The organism is Pseudomonas sp. GWSMS-1 (assembly GCF_049847425.1).
Classification (GTDB): Bacteria; Pseudomonadota; Gammaproteobacteria; order Pseudomonadales; family Pseudomonadaceae; genus Aquipseudomonas.
Genome location: NZ_JBMHHV010000005.1, coordinates 3721725 through 3735102, shown reverse-complemented (window position 1 = coordinate 3735102; position 13378 = coordinate 3721725). Strand labels below are relative to the sequence as shown.

Sequence of the window (13378 nt, the reverse complement as noted above, 5' to 3'; positions counted from 1 at the left end):
AGTTAGCCTAGTGACCCTGAGTGGGTCGCCATCAGGCATTGAGCTTCAGGCTCGAAGTAACCTTAACCAGAGTGCCCTGTCATAAACCTGAGCTGAACATTACAGTTCTGTCAGGTTGCTACTTCTTTCTTGTGGAGACTCTGCAGGGCTCTGTAGTGTCTGTTCATGCCCGCTAATGAAGCCTGTGCGGATTCGTTTTATGGCATGCCTGGCAGCGATGCCTACGCTTCTTCGGGTCAGAGGCACTAAATAGTCCTGACCTCCACATAACGCTCAAGAGAGATTGCCACTATGTCGACCAAAAATACCGTTGCTACCGGTGCTGCATTGGCACTCGTTGCCGCCAGCCTATTTGCCACCCTGCCTGCACAAGCGGCTCAGGATGCAAAAACTGCCGAAGTAAAATGCTTTGGTGTGAATGGCTGCAAAGGTCAAAACGATTGCATGACTGCCAAGAACGCCTGCAAAGGCCAGGGAGAATGTAAAGGTCAGGGCTTCAACTTGATGACCCAAGAAAAATGCGATGAGGCCGGCGGTAAAACCAGCGAGTAAGCCCATCCAAGGGAGTGCAAGTCACTCCCTTGACTCGGAGTCCTAATGAGTAAAAGCAACATGCTGGGCTTTGGCCTGGGCTTGCGTAGCGACTACTACCAGCAGATTCTGGAGCAACGCCCCGCAGTCGACTGGTTCGAGATCATTTCCGAGAACTACATGGTCGGCGGGGGAAAAGCCCTCTACTTCCTCGATGCGATCAAAGAGCAATATCCGCTGGTCATGCACGGGGTTTCCCTGTCGATTGGCGGTCCTCATGAGATCGACGCTGAGTACTTACGCCAATTGAAAAATCTAGCCGACCGAGTTCAGCCCCGCTGGGTAGCTGACCATCTGTGTTGGAGCCGGGGTAGTGCTCACCAGCTGCATGATCTACTTCCAATGCCATTCACCCAGGACAGCCTGCTGCATGTGGCATCAAGGGTTCGGCTGGTTCAGGATGTGTTGCAGCGGCCCTTGGTGCTTGAGAACGTGTCGGCCTACGTGCAGTGGAAAACGTCCTGCATGAGCGAGTCTCAGTTTCTAGCCGAACTGAGCAGCCTGACCGGCTGCGAGCTGCTGCTCGATGTGAACAACGTCTACGTCAGTTCAAAAAACCAAGGGTTCGACCCTTGGCAATTCATCATGGAGTTACCCCGTGAGCGGATTCGCCAGATCCACCTGGCCGGCCATAGCGACTACGGCCACTACCTCATTGATACCCACGATCAGCCGATTGCTGACCCGGTCTGGACCCTGTATGGCAAAGCACTGAGCTACCTAGGTGCTACTGCCACCTTGATTGAGCGAGATGATCATTTCCCGCCCTTTGACGAGCTATTAGCGGAGCTGTCCAAGGCGCGCTCTATCTCCGCCAATGCTCTAAGGGCTGCCGCACCATGCGCCTGAGTGCTCAGCAGGAAGCGCTGGAGCGTTACCTGACCACAGGCGATACCGTTATCCCTCCTGAGCTGTTGGAGCAGATTCAAGGTAGCAATACGCTGCCTGCCGCAGATGGCCTGATGATTTACCAAAACGCTTATCGCGCCAGGCTTCTTTCCGTCATGAGGGAAGACTTCCCAGCGTTGCATCGCTGGATGGGTGATGAGTCATTTGCACAGTTGGCCATGGCTTATATCAGCGCGTGGCCATCGAGACATTTCAGTTTGCGCTGGTTAGGCGAGAAGCTGCCGGAGTTCATCCGCGGCTATATTGCCGAGCCGCAACGTTCCCCGATGATAGAACTCGCCACACTTGAATGGGCCTTTACCCTGGCCTTCGACGCACCTGATACAGAGCCACTGTCGCTGGAAGTGATGAGTCGTTTTTCAGCTGATGACTGGGTCAATCTGCGGGTATACCTCACACCCTCGGTTCGTTGGTTGCAGCTACAGTACAACACCGTGGGCATGTGGGTGGCTGCCAAGGCCGAGGCCGATATTCCTGCTGTCGTTACGTTATCCGCGCCCCTGGATTGCTTGGTTTGGCGACATGAGTTGGTCTGTCAGTACCGTACTCTGGAGCCGGATGAAGCTTCGGCTTTGCGGTTACTTAGCGATGGAGGCTCGTTTGCTTCAATGTGCGAGAACCTCGTGGGTCAACACGGTGAACAGGCACCTCTGCGAGCGGCTACCTGGCTGAAGCAGTGGGTCGGTGAGGGACTGCTTCAGCGTCGATAAATAGTGCCGTGGATGTGCAGGGCGTGGTGCCATTGGCTGAGAGTTGCCTCTTCCGCCAGCTGACGGAAGAGGCAAAAACCTTAAATCACGCGTTTGACGCTCAGGTACTCGCCCTTGGTCTTCAGCGTGATGGTCACGTCGCTGTTGCTGCGGTTGCGCCAGAACCAGCCGTGGGTGCCGTCAAAGATGGCGGTGAACTCGCCTTTATCCCCCTTGATCTGTTTACCCTTGCTGTAGCTGTGGTAGTAGCCCTTTGGGCCGTTGTAGGGCTCGCCGTGGGTGTCGTGGTTGACCGGAATACCATTGGTCGTCCACTCGTAGCTGACAGTGGCCTTGTCCAGCATTTCCAGCTTGATTTCACTGGCTTCGCCCGGCTTCAGCGTGACAGTCACTTCATCCGACTTCAGGGCTGGCTCAGGCTCAGCTACGGGTTCGGCCACAGGTGCTGCTGCAACAGGCTCTTGAACTACCGGCTGAACAGGCGCGGGAGCTTGAGCGACTGGAGCCGCAGCTGGCTGAACCGCTGCATCCGCTACCGCTTCTTCGGCCAGGGTTATCTTCATTTCGCCCATCTGGGTCAGGCCGAGTACGCGACCAACACCCGTCGGGTCGATGGCGTACTCCGAAGGCATCACCACGGTGACCAGTAATGCTGCGGCAACACCCACGGCAATCACAGTGGAGCGCAGCAGTTGGCGGCTGGTCGGCAATTCATTGATGGTCGGAAGCTTGGTATTGAACATGCTGAAAATTCCTTACTGAGAGACGATCAGGCCGGTGAGCTGGTAACCCATCAAGAGGAAACCGGCGCTCATCATGGCGACGTTGGCGGTGTAGGCATGACGCCAGAAGCTGGCGGTGCGTCGCCAGTAGCCCATGACAATCAGGATGGCGCTCAGGGCCAGGAGCTGGCCGATTTCGACGCCGACGTTGAAGGCGATCAGGTTGGTGATCAGGCCGTCTGCCGAGATCTCGTACTCCTGGATCTTGGTCGCCAGACCAAAGCCATGCAGCAGGCCGAAAATCAGCGTGGCCGCTTTGGTGTTCGGCTGGTGGCCGAACCAGCGCTGGAATGCGCCTAGGTTATCCAGCGCCTTGTACACCACCGAGAAACCGATGATGGCGTCGATCACATAGGAGCTGATGTTGATTTCCGCCAGTACGCCCAATAGCAGCGTCACGGTGTGACCCAGGGCGAACAGGGTGACGTAGAGCCCCACGTCCTTCAGGCGGTAGAGAAAGAAGATCACCCCGAAGAGGAACAGCAGGTGGTCGTAGCCGGTGATCATGTGCTTAGCGCCCATGTAGATGAACGGCAGCACCATCACCCCGGAGCTTTCCTGGATAAAGCCCTTGTCGCCCTCGGCAACAGCGTGGGCCAGCGCATCAGGCATGCCGAGAAACAGCAATGCCGTGAACAGCAGCAGCAGTAGTAACGAGCGATTCGGGCGCACGACAGATGCGTCCATTGCGCCCATAGATAGCGAATGCATGGTTGAGTCCTAAATTAAAGGGGTCTTGGGCCGCACAGCGGCCTGTGTCAGAGCACGAATGTGGCGCGCGGTGGCCGCTCGATCAGAAAGATCGGGCTTGGAGGAATGGAGTAGCGAGGGGCGGGTATCGGCTGCGCACGTTCTGGCAGCGTGCTGATGCTCAGCAGCGCAGTCAGGTGTGGTGTTTCATGCAGATGGTCGGCGGTCAGCGGCGAGTGGCAGTGATCCCCGTACGCAGCACAGGCCAGCGTCTCGTCACCATGCGCATGCGAATGAGCACCGTCATTGCCACTCAAGGAAGGCTGGCTCGATCCCATAAACAGCGCAGAGGTATGTCCAGCCCAAGCCATCAATATGGCGAGAGCAAGGGCAAAAATCACCTTGGTGCTGATGGGATTGCTGAGCATGTTGTGGTTCTTTCGATGCCTAAGCGGGTGGCTTTTCTGGAGGGGTGGTCGGTTTGACCATATCCCCCCTGGGGGATAGCATGCGAGCGTAATTCATCGACGCACGAGACTCAAGACATGAGCGATCACGAACACGGCCACCAGCACCAAAGTCATGGCGACATCATCAAAAGGTTGAAGCGTGCGGAGGGCCACCTGCGCAGCATCGTCACCATGATCGAAGACAGCCGTGCCTGCGTAGACATCGCCCAGCAGCTGCATGCCGTGGAAAAAGCCGTCTGCCAGGCCAAGCGTGTGCTTATCCAAGACCATATCGACCACTGCCTGGAACATACGGTCGAAGCGCTTGCGATAGGCGAGCGCGCATCACTCGAAGACTTCAAGCAAATCACCAAGTACCTCTAGGCCCCTCCCATGTCGAGTTTCGCCGAACTGCTGCAACAGGGGGCCTCGCAGGCCTGGCTGTACTTCCCCAGCGCCATCCTGCTGGGTGCCTTGCACGGCCTGGAGCCTGGGCATTCGAAGACCATGATGGCGGCGTTTATCGTGGCCATTCGTGGCACGGTGAAGCAGGCCATTCTGCTGGGACTGGCCGCAACGCTTTCGCACACCGCCGTAGTCTGGCTGGTGGCCATGGGCGGCATGTACCTAGGGCAGAATTTAGATGCCGAAACTACCGAGCCTTATTTCCAGCTCGCGTCCGCCGCCATCATTATCACCATCGCCCTGTGGATGCTCTGGCGCACCTGGCGTGGCGAGCAGATGTGGCGCTTCGAGGAAGGTGATGAGCATCAACACGAGCACCACCACGATGAAACGCAGCGCATCGATACCGGGCACGGGCGTATCGAGCTGTCGATCTTCGAAGAAGGCATCCCTCCGCACTGGCGTCTGAAGGCCTTGAGTGGCCATGTCTGGCCGGCTGCCGAAGTGAGCCTGCTGACGACTCGCCACGATGGGTTGGCCCAGCAGTTTCGCTTCGTCGACCGGGGTGACTACCTGGAGTCACTGGACGAGGTTCCCGAGCCCCATGAGTTCACTGCGCGCCTGAGCCTCGGCCATGCTGATCACTCCCACGACTATGACCTGGAGTTCCGCGAGCACAGCCACGGTCATGAGCATGATCATTCCGAGTTGGAGGGACTGGAACTGTCGCTGGAGGGCTACCAGGATGCCCATGAACGGGCGCATGCCAACGACATCCGCAAGCGCTTCAGCAACCGCAATGTCACCACCGGCCAGATCATCCTGTTCGGTTTGACGGGCGGACTGATTCCCTGCCCGGCAGCGATCACCGTGCTGCTGCTCTGCCTGCAAGTGAAAGAAGTCGCCCTGGGTGCCGTCCTGGTGCTGTGTTTCAGCATCGGCCTGGCCATAACTCTGGTTACCGTTGGTGCTGCCGCTGCTATCGGCGCACGCCAGGCATCCAATCGTTGGCCCTGGCTGGGTGCTGTGGCGCGTCGCGCCCCTTACCTATCCAGCGTACTGATCATTGGTGTGGGGATTTACGTCGGCTTCCACGGCTGGGTCGGCCTGAACGCCTAGCCGATGTGGGCGTTATCCGGTTATTTCGGCCTGTTCCTCGCCGCCTTCGTTACTGGCATAGGACTGCTGGTACTTGGTTTTACTGGTAGTGCCCGCCTCGCTGGAGAACTTTGATTTTGTAGCCGTCGGGGTCCTGAATAAAAAAGGAGCGGGCCAGCAGCTCGTCTCCTCTTTTAAACTCCTTGATGGGTGCAGGCTTTAAACCGAGGTTGCAAAGCTGTTTGAAATGCAGGCCCAGATCGTCGACGACGAACGCGACCTGACCGTAACAACTGCCGTGGCTGTATTCGGCCTGTCCGCTGCTCCAAGTGAGTTCGATTTCAGCCTCGCTCTCGAAATTGCGCAGATAGACGAGGGAGAAATCGTCAAACTCAATGCGATGGGTTTCCTTGAGTCCAAAGGCTTGCTGGTAGAACCGCAGTGAAATATTGATATCCGTCACCCGGATCTCCGTGTGAATAAGTTTCGGCATGCAGTTCCTTCCTTAACCTGTATTGGTGTTCAGTGCAGAGGTGCTTCGGGCCAAGATCAGTGCTCGGACACCCGGCGTGACTTGGTCGATACCGCCAGGTTTACTGAGTTCGCGGTGCTGGTTTCGACCGTCATAGGTGCCCGGAAACGTTTGAGTCGGAGCGCGTTGCCGAGCACGAAGACACTGGAGAAGGCCATCGCGGCAGCAGCGAAGATCGGCGAAAGCAGCGTGCCGTTCACCGGGTAGAGCGCGCCCGCCGCGACCGGAATCAGCACGGCGTTGTAGGCGAAGGCCCAGAACAGGTTCTGCTTGATGTTGCGGATCGTTGCCTGGCTGATCGCGATGGCGTTCGGCACGCCACGCAGGTCGCCCGACATCAGTACTACGTCAGCTGCCTCGATCGCCACATCGGTTCCCGTTCCGATGGCCAGCCCAACGTCCGCTTCTGCGAGTGCCGGCGCGTCGTTGATACCGTCACCCACGAAGGCGACTCGCGCGCCATTGATCCGGAGCTTCTTCAGTGCTGCGACCTTGCCGTCGGGCAAGACCTCGGCAGCGACTTCATCGATGCCGAGCTGCTTGGCGATCGCCGCGGCTGTAGCTGTGTTGTCACCGGTGATCATCGCGACTTTGAGGCCGAGCGCGTGCAGCGCCTTAATCGCCGCGGGCGTCGTTTCCTTGATCGGATCGGCGACCGCGATAACCGCCGCCAAGCGGCCGTCGATCGCGGCATAGAGCGGACTCTTGCCTTGCTCGCCAAGACGCCGGGCGGTTGGCAGGAAACTCGACACATCAAGGCCGAGCTGCGTCATGAACCGGTCCGCGCCGACAGCTACTGTCCGACCGGCGACCTTTGCCGACACGCCGAAGCCTGGTGTCGCGTCGAAGCTCTCGATGGGTGCGAGCGTGAAACCCGCCTGCTTTGCGGCTGCGACGATCGCTTCGGCGATTGGATGCTCGGAGCGGGTCTCGACCGCCGCAACGAGAGCCAGCACTTCGTTGTATTCGAAACCCTCGGCGGGAACGAGGTCGGTGAGCTCGGGGCGTCCTTTAGTCAGTGTGCCGGTCTTATCGAGAGCGATCACGCTCACATCGCGCAGCGCCTGCAAGGCTTCGCCCTTGCGGAAGAGAATGCCGAATTCGGCCGCGCGGCCAGTACCGACCATGATCGAGGTCGGCGTGGCCAGCCCCATGGCGCAAGGACAGGCGATGATGAGAACCGCGACCGCATTCACGAGCGCGAAGGTCAGCGCCGGGTCCGGACCGAAGATCAGCCAGATCAGGAAAGTCAGCGCGGCCGCCGCCATCACGGCCGGGACGAACCACATGGTCACCTTGTCGACCAGCGCCTGTATCGGCAGCTTGGAACCCTGCGCTTCTTCGACGAGGCGGATGATCTGCGCGAGCATCGTGTTCGCGCCGACCTTGGTTACGCGGAAACTGAAAGCGCCCGTCTTGTTGATCGTGCCGCCGACGACCTCTGCCCCCGCTCCCTTCGACACGGGCACCGGCTCGCCGGTGATCATGCTCTCGTCAACATAAGAGGTGCCCTCGACGACCTCGCCGTCGACTGGAATCTTCTCGCCCGGACGAACGAGCACGACGTCACCTGTCGCCACTTGATCGAGCGCTATTTCGATCGTCTCGCCGTTGCGCTCGACGCGCGCGGTCTTGGCCTGAAGTCCGATTAGCCGCTTGATCGCCTGCGACGTTCGCCCCTTGGCGCGCGCCTCCAGCGTTCGTCCGAGCAGGATCAAGGTCACGATGACCACGGCAGCTTCGAAATAGACGTTGGCGGTACCTTGCGGGAGTACTTTGGGGATAAAGGTCGCGACCACCGAATAGCCGTAAGCAGCCGCAGTGCCGAGCGAGACCAGCGAGTTCATGTCGGGTGCAATGCGCAGCAACGCCGGTACGCCCTTGCGGAAGAAGCGCAGGCCTGGACCGAACAGGACCAGGGTGGCAAGAGCGAACTGGATATACCAGCTCGCCTGCTGACCCAGGACCCCCATCACCCAATGGTGCAGGGCGGGAATGAGGTGAGAGCCCATCTCAAGGATGAAGACTGGCAGGGTGAGGATGGATGCAACAAGCAGATCGCGCCGCAGCGCCCGAGCCTCACTCTCGCGACGCTCGGCGTCCTGATCGCCCGCAGTCGGCGTTTCGGCGGACAAGCGTCGGGACTTGTAACCCGCCTGTTCGACCGCTGCTTCAAGGTCGGCCGTGGAGGCGACACCGGCAAGGTGGCGCACCCGCGCGCGCTCTGTCGCCAGGTTGACAGTGGCCTCAAGCACGCCAGGGACTTTTGCGAGCGCCTTCTCAACCCGGCCCACACATGATGCGCAGGTCATGTCCTCGATCGCGAGCTCGGTGGTCTCTTCGCGAACGGTGTAGCCGGCGCTCTCGATGGCGTGTACAGCCGCCTGCGGGTCGGCCAACCCCGTGAAAGTGATGTCGGCGCGCTCGGTGGCCAGATTGACCGAGGCCATCTGCACGCCGGTGACCTCTTTCAGCGCGCGTTCGACGCGGCCGACACACGAAGCACACGTCATGCCTTCGACGGGCAGGCTCAGGCGAGTGACTGAGGACATGGATGGATTGACGTCTTGTTGGGCAACGGAAGCCATTGAAATATCCCTTGAATGTTTCTGTTGAAGAGAAGTTTCAAGCTTCCCTGTGTGGGAAGGTCAAGGCCTGTGGGCGATTTATTTCACGACGCTCCAGTTCGAACTGCCGCCGGCACTGTCGCAACCCGTATCAGCCTCTGGGCTGAGCCCGCACGCTAAGAACTTTTGGGTGACAGCTGCTCGCGCCTGTTCCACATGCGCGAGCAGCTATGCCGCTTTAGCCGTCGCACCGTTGTGACGTTCAGCGCGGCCTGGAACACCAGTAGCTCAATGAGAAAGAGCCGGTTAGCCCAACCCTGGGGATAGAAGATGAACGGCTGTTGCTCAAATGTCAGAAATATAATTAAATATCTGACATTGATATGAGCCGAGCTTTCATATGCGATCGATCCCGCAAGCGATCTTGGAGCGCAGCCAATCCCTAAGCGAGGGTGGAGTTCTTGCGCCCAAGGAATTTCTTCACCTTGGTAGTCGTGCGGCGGTTGATCAGGCGTTTTGTCGCTTGGCTAAAGCCGGGCAACTGATGCGAATAGCGCGCGGTATTTACGTTGCGCCGGTGCGTGAAAAAGACCAGGCCAGAGCCCCGTCGGCAGAGTCATTGGTGAAATCAATCGCCGCTCAGGGCAAGCAGTGCATCTCGCTCGATGGCGCACAGGCCGCGAAATCAATGGGGTTGACGCGAGTTGCTTCGAGTAAAGAGGTGTACCTCACCACAGGACGCAGTAAGCGGTTGGTAGTCGGCTCACGGACAATTTACTTCCAGCACGCACCCTACTGGCTGTTCTCCTTGGGGGCGACGCCAGCTGGGGATGCGCTCAGGGCGATGGCCTGGGTGGGTGAAGATCAGGCTGAAAATTCGGCCCAGAAACTTCGGCGGCACTTAGCGAAGGTGGAGTGGGAAAGCCTAGGTTCGGTCCGTGCGAGCCTTCCCAGCTGGATGGCCACCGCCCTTGGCAGGGCCGCGGTGTTAAATGAATTGCGTTGAACTCAGGCCAGACACTGATTGCTTGTGTGAATAAAAGTTGACGTATTCAAGGTCAGAAGCGGGTCTTAACGATTAAACTAACCCCTACGGGAAGGTAGAAACCATGGCTAGCGGCGAACAACTGAAAGCGCTTCTGCGCTCGCATATCAAGGGAGATGACACGCATTTCCTTGCCGTTGCTATGCAGATGGCGGCCCATGAGGCTAAGCAGGGTCACGGGAAGCTTGCAGAGGATTTGCGGGCCATAATTGATTCGGCCAAGAAAAATCGTCTGCCTTCCGGGCAGCCGGTGCCCATCGGCCAGCCTCGCGGCGAGCTGAGTAACCTACTGTCAGTAGCTCTTCCAAAGACCCGCTTCTCGGAAATGATTCTGGACGAGGCCACTCATGCCCGTCTTGGAAGAATCATCAATGAGCAGCGCAACTTCGAGAAGATTCGTGCACACGGCCTCTCCCCTCGCCGCAAGCTGCTTTTGGTTGGGCCACCTGGTACCGGCAAGACCATGACCGCCTCGGCGCTTGCCGGCGAGCTCGGGATTCCGCTGTACATCGTCCGCCTTGATAGCCTCATCACCAAGTACATGGGTGAAACCGCAGCCAAGCTGCGTCAGATTTTTGATGCCATTCGCGATACTCGCGGCATTTATTTCTTCGACGAGTTCGATGCCATCGGTTCCCAGCGTGGTCTTGCCAACGACGTGGGCGAAATCCGTCGCGTCCTGAACAGCTTTCTGCAGATGATCGAGCAGGACCAATCCAACAGCCTGATCATCGCTGCCACCAATCACCCTGAAATTCTTGACTACGCCTTGTTCCGACGCTTCGATGATGTTATCGAATACGGACTGCCCAATCAGGAACAGACCAAGGCTGTGCTCAAGAATCGACTAGCGAACTTTTCCAAGTCGATTCGCAGCTGGGACAAACTCTGCAAGGTCGCAGAGGGGCTCAGCCATGCAGAACTTGCGAGGGCGGCAGACGACGCGATCAAGGACACGATCATTCATGACCGTACCGAGATGGCGGTCAAGGACGTGGAAAGGCACCTTGAAGAACGGAAGACTTTCCACGGGAGACGGCACTCCTAACGTAGTTGAGCATTTAGATGACGGAATCGATCAACGGACAACGGCCTCACTTTCATCTCCAGGGACAGGGACTACCCGAACGGTTCCGATCCACAGCATCAGCAACACGAGACCCTCGCTACCCCACGCCAAATCGAGGGGCTCATGGCGGAAAGCTACTCGCTCAACTCCAACATGTAAGCGGTCAGATGGCCTCTGCAGTTCAGCTGCAGCGCGAAGCATCTGAAAGGCAAATGCGACAAGGAGACAGGCCCGAAGGTGGGTACGGCCTGCAAATCGAATTTCGGAGTGAGCCGGGTTACGCGCTTGCATTCGAAGGCCTTGCCCGAGGCGCTCAGCGCATTGAGCTCATGAACCTGCGTCATGACCCCGCCACGAATACTGACTTCGCCACGGTATTCGTTCCAGATGGTCAGCTCAAAGCCTTTGAGAACCTCGTCAGGCAATACCTGGAGGTGGAGACCTCCAAGGGGAGTCCGCGCAACGCTCCGCTCCTGAATCCAATCCAAGAAATCCGAGTCGCAGCTTTCAACGCCCTGTGGACTGATGATCCCGCAGTGTTGCCGCCAGATGAAAACGAAACCATTTGGTGGGAATTCTGGTTGCCTATCAGGGAAGGCCGTGAAGCAGTGCTGAACCGCTTTAAGTCGGTTGCCGAAGCATGTGGCTTTCATACATCCGAAAAAGTGCTGAAGTTTCCTGAGCGGACAGTCCTCAACGTCTACGCCTCGCGAGCAGCCATCACTCGGTCACTCTTGCTGCTCAACGAAGTCGCCGAGATTCGTAGAGCCAAGGACACCGCCGAGTTTTTTGATGCCCTTGCGCCGCTAGAACAAAGAGAATGGGTCGAGAACCTGCTTGAGCGAACCACCCCCGCAGGGGACGACAGTATCCGCGTCTGCCTTCTAGATACCGGCGTCAATCGGGGCCACCCACTCTTAGCTCAGCACATTGACGCGAATGACCTTTACACCGTCAACCACAACTGGGGTGTTGCGGATACTACGGGTCATGGCACACAGCTCGCAGGAATCGCCCTTTATGGTGATCTGTTTGACCCTCTCAATGGGCAGAACCCGATTTCGATCGAGCACCGCCTTGAGTCGGTGAAATTGCTCCCCGCTGCCCAGGGAAATCAAAAGGAGCCCTACGGCGCGTTGATGACCGACGCCGTAACCCAGCCGGATACCGCCAAGCCGGAAGTGCGCAGGGTCTACAGCATGGCGATCACCAGCCTCGACGACCGAGATCGCGGCCGCCCTTCTGCATGGTCAGCTGCAGTTGATGAACTCGCATCCGACGTATTGGGAGAGAGAGCTAACCCTCGACTGATCGTCGTGTCCGCCGGCAATGCGGACAAGAACCAGGCCACGCACTACCCGCATAACACCACCACCGACGGAATCCATGATCCGGCCCAGGCCTGGAACGCATTGTGCGTAGGCGCTTACACCCAGAAGGTCACTATCGACCCTCCCAACCCTGGGTTGCGCCCGATCGCTGCCGCAGGCAGCCTCAGCCCATACAGTACGACTTCGGGGACCTGGAGCAACTCGGCTTGGCCCTTGAAACCCGATGTAGTGTTCGAAGGAGGCAACCTGGCCACAGACGGGCAACAAGCCTACACCGAGCCTTGTCTTTCCCTTGTCACCACGGCACACGAACCAGAACAACGGCTTTTGACGACGACCAGCGCCACCAGCGCAGCATCCGCGCTAGCAGCTCGCATGGCCGCACAAGTATCGACGAACTACCCACAGTTATGGCCCGAGACTGTACGAGCTCTAATCGTGCACTCAGCTGAGTGGCCTGATCGTATGAGGCAGGATTTCCTTGCTGCTGGCACCAAGGCAGGCTACGAGAATCTGGTTAAACACTGCGGCTTTGGCGTACCAGATCTGAGTCGTGCCCTATGGAGTGCCGGCGACTCTTTGACCATGATTGTCGAGGACCATCTCAGGCCGTTCATGAGGCAGGGAACCAAGCCGCCCACCGCGCGGGATATGCATCTTCATCTGCTTCCCTGGCCGCAGGAGGAACTGCTCAACCTAGGCAACATCGAGGTGGAAATGCGAGTGACACTTTCCTACTTCGTAGAGCCAAACCCCGGCATAGCCGAGCGCGGTATCAAGGGGCGCTATCGGTACGAGTCGCACGGCTTACGCTTCGATGTCAGCCGCCCAAACGAAGATCGTGACCAGTTCCGCCAGCGCATCAACAAGCGTGCACGGGATGAAGAGGAAGGTGGTTACCAGGGCGGCGGCTCAGATCCGAACTGGCTGCTCGGAACCCAGACACGGCATCGAGGCTCTCTACACTCGGACATCTGGCGAGGCACTGCAGCTGAACTGGCAGGACGGGGAATGCTTGGTATCTATCCCGCACTGGGGTGGTGGAAAACGCTTGTTAAGCAGCAGCGATATGACGACACCGTAAGGTACAGTCTGGTGGTCTCGATCAAAACTCAGCAAACGGAAGTTGACCTCTATGCGGCAGTTGAAACTCTGATCGAGGCACAGACAGCGGTACTGGTCTGAGATCAAGGGTTTCAA

Annotated in this window: 13 protein-coding genes; 8 read left to right on the top strand and 5 right to left on the bottom strand. The window is 58.3% G+C overall.

The features are described 5' to 3' along the window. Positions 1-291 precede the first annotated feature (291 nt). The 3 genes from ACEPAJ_RS21055 to ACEPAJ_RS21045 are packed head-to-tail and all read left to right on the top strand — an operon-like array spanning position 292 to position 2210. A complete protein-coding gene (locus ACEPAJ_RS21055; RefSeq protein WP_090503982.1) occupies positions 292-552 on the top strand; it encodes a hypothetical protein in 261 nt (86 codons plus the stop codon). A 45-nt stretch (positions 553-597) separates the two neighbouring features. Further along, complete coding sequence (locus ACEPAJ_RS21050) at positions 598-1440, top strand: DUF692 domain-containing protein (protein ID WP_170050643.1); 843 nt, start codon at positions 598-600, stop codon at positions 1438-1440. Further along, entirely contained in the window at positions 1431-2210 is a 780-nt protein-coding gene (locus ACEPAJ_RS21045) for a DNA-binding domain-containing protein (RefSeq protein ID WP_170050644.1), read from the top strand. The genes ACEPAJ_RS21050 and ACEPAJ_RS21045 overlap by 10 nt, the downstream gene beginning before the upstream one ends. Before the next feature lie 80 nt (positions 2211-2290). On the opposite strand, the gene ACEPAJ_RS21040 is transcribed toward ACEPAJ_RS21045, so the two are convergent. From ACEPAJ_RS21040 to ACEPAJ_RS21030, 3 genes are read right to left on the bottom strand one after another with little or no spacing between them, the layout of a single operon-like run. Continuing rightward, complete coding sequence (locus ACEPAJ_RS21040; RefSeq protein WP_170050645.1) at positions 2291-2953, bottom strand: transmembrane anchor protein; 663 nt, start codon at positions 2951-2953, stop codon at positions 2291-2293. A gap of 12 nt (positions 2954-2965) precedes the next feature. Next, positions 2966-3703 (bottom strand): HupE/UreJ family protein, encoded by a 738-nt coding sequence (locus tag ACEPAJ_RS21035; protein ID WP_425917646.1) that lies wholly within the window; start codon positions 3701-3703, stop codon positions 2966-2968. Positions 3704-3750: 47 nt separating this feature from the next. Next, positions 3751-4110, bottom strand: coding sequence for a hypothetical protein (locus tag ACEPAJ_RS21030; protein ID WP_425917644.1), 360 nt, complete (start codon positions 4108-4110; stop codon positions 3751-3753). Between the two features lie 117 nt (positions 4111-4227). On the opposite strand from ACEPAJ_RS21030, the gene mreA reads away from it, so the two are divergent. Then, the gene (mreA, locus tag ACEPAJ_RS21025; protein ID WP_045733414.1) at positions 4228-4515 is read left to right on the top strand and encodes a metal-sensing transcriptional repressor MreA; all 288 of its coding nucleotides are present in this window, start codon (positions 4228-4230) and stop codon (positions 4513-4515) included. Positions 4516-4524: 9 nt separating this feature from the next. Next, the gene (locus ACEPAJ_RS21020) at positions 4525-5655 is read left to right on the top strand and encodes a nickel/cobalt efflux transporter (RefSeq protein WP_305589377.1); all 1131 of its coding nucleotides are present in this window, start codon (positions 4525-4527) and stop codon (positions 5653-5655) included. Positions 5656-5734: 79 nt separating this feature from the next. Here ACEPAJ_RS21020 and ACEPAJ_RS21015 read toward each other — a convergent pair whose 3' ends face one another. Continuing rightward, on the bottom strand, positions 5735-6127 hold the full coding sequence (locus tag ACEPAJ_RS21015) for a VOC family protein (protein WP_170050649.1): 393 nt from the start codon (positions 6125-6127) through the stop codon (positions 5735-5737). Between the two features lie 56 nt (positions 6128-6183). Next, complete coding sequence (locus ACEPAJ_RS21010) at positions 6184-8754, bottom strand: heavy metal translocating P-type ATPase (RefSeq protein ID WP_425917640.1); 2571 nt, start codon at positions 8752-8754, stop codon at positions 6184-6186. 379 nt (positions 8755-9133) lie between these two features. Between ACEPAJ_RS21010 and ACEPAJ_RS21005 the strand changes: the two genes are divergently transcribed. The 3 genes from ACEPAJ_RS21005 to ACEPAJ_RS20995 all read left to right on the top strand — a co-directional run bounded on the left by ACEPAJ_RS21005 (position 9134) and on the right by ACEPAJ_RS20995 (position 13363). Beyond that, positions 9134-9739 (top strand): DUF6088 family protein, encoded by a 606-nt coding sequence (locus ACEPAJ_RS21005; RefSeq protein ID WP_257776581.1) that lies wholly within the window; start codon positions 9134-9136, stop codon positions 9737-9739. 103 nt (positions 9740-9842) lie between these two features. Further along, positions 9843-10826, top strand: a complete 984-nt coding sequence (locus ACEPAJ_RS21000) for an AAA family ATPase (RefSeq protein WP_170050652.1) — start codon at positions 9843-9845, stop codon at positions 10824-10826. 188 nt (positions 10827-11014) lie between these two features. Beyond that, positions 11015-13363 carry a S8 family peptidase gene (locus tag ACEPAJ_RS20995; RefSeq protein WP_425917637.1) on the top strand — a complete coding sequence of 783 codons (2349 nt, stop codon included), beginning with the start codon at positions 11015-11017 and terminating at the stop codon, positions 13361-13363. Positions 13364-13378 lie beyond the last annotated feature (15 nt).

What these genes read in the sequence shown, in the direction of transcription:
- ACEPAJ_RS21020 (WP_305589377.1), top strand. Translation starts at nt 4,525, where the DNA reads ATGTCGAGTTTCGCCGAACTGCTGCAACAGGGGGCCTCGCAGGCCTGG.
- ACEPAJ_RS21035 (WP_425917646.1), bottom strand. Translation starts at nt 3,703, where the DNA reads ATGCATTCGCTATCTATGGGCGCAATGGACGCATCTGTCGTGCGCCCG.
- ACEPAJ_RS21045 (WP_170050644.1), top strand. Translation starts at nt 1,431, where the DNA reads ATGCGCCTGAGTGCTCAGCAGGAAGCGCTGGAGCGTTACCTGACCACA.
- ACEPAJ_RS21040 (WP_170050645.1), bottom strand. Translation starts at nt 2,953, where the DNA reads ATGTTCAATACCAAGCTTCCGACCATCAATGAATTGCCGACCAGCCGC.
- ACEPAJ_RS21015 (WP_170050649.1), bottom strand. Translation starts at nt 6,127, where the DNA reads ATGCCGAAACTTATTCACACGGAGATCCGGGTGACGGATATCAATATT.
- ACEPAJ_RS21050 (WP_170050643.1), top strand. Translation starts at nt 598, where the DNA reads ATGAGTAAAAGCAACATGCTGGGCTTTGGCCTGGGCTTGCGTAGCGAC.
- mreA (WP_045733414.1), top strand. Translation starts at nt 4,228, where the DNA reads ATGAGCGATCACGAACACGGCCACCAGCACCAAAGTCATGGCGACATC.
- ACEPAJ_RS21030 (WP_425917644.1), bottom strand. Translation starts at nt 4,110, where the DNA reads ATGCTCAGCAATCCCATCAGCACCAAGGTGATTTTTGCCCTTGCTCTC.
- ACEPAJ_RS21055 (WP_090503982.1), top strand. Translation starts at nt 292, where the DNA reads ATGTCGACCAAAAATACCGTTGCTACCGGTGCTGCATTGGCACTCGTT.
- ACEPAJ_RS20995 (WP_425917637.1), top strand. Translation starts at nt 11,015, where the DNA reads ATGGCCTCTGCAGTTCAGCTGCAGCGCGAAGCATCTGAAAGGCAAATG.
- ACEPAJ_RS21010 (WP_425917640.1), bottom strand. Translation starts at nt 8,754, where the DNA reads ATGGCTTCCGTTGCCCAACAAGACGTCAATCCATCCATGTCCTCAGTC.
- ACEPAJ_RS21000 (WP_170050652.1), top strand. Translation starts at nt 9,843, where the DNA reads ATGGCTAGCGGCGAACAACTGAAAGCGCTTCTGCGCTCGCATATCAAG.
- ACEPAJ_RS21005 (WP_257776581.1), top strand. Translation starts at nt 9,134, where the DNA reads ATGCGATCGATCCCGCAAGCGATCTTGGAGCGCAGCCAATCCCTAAGC.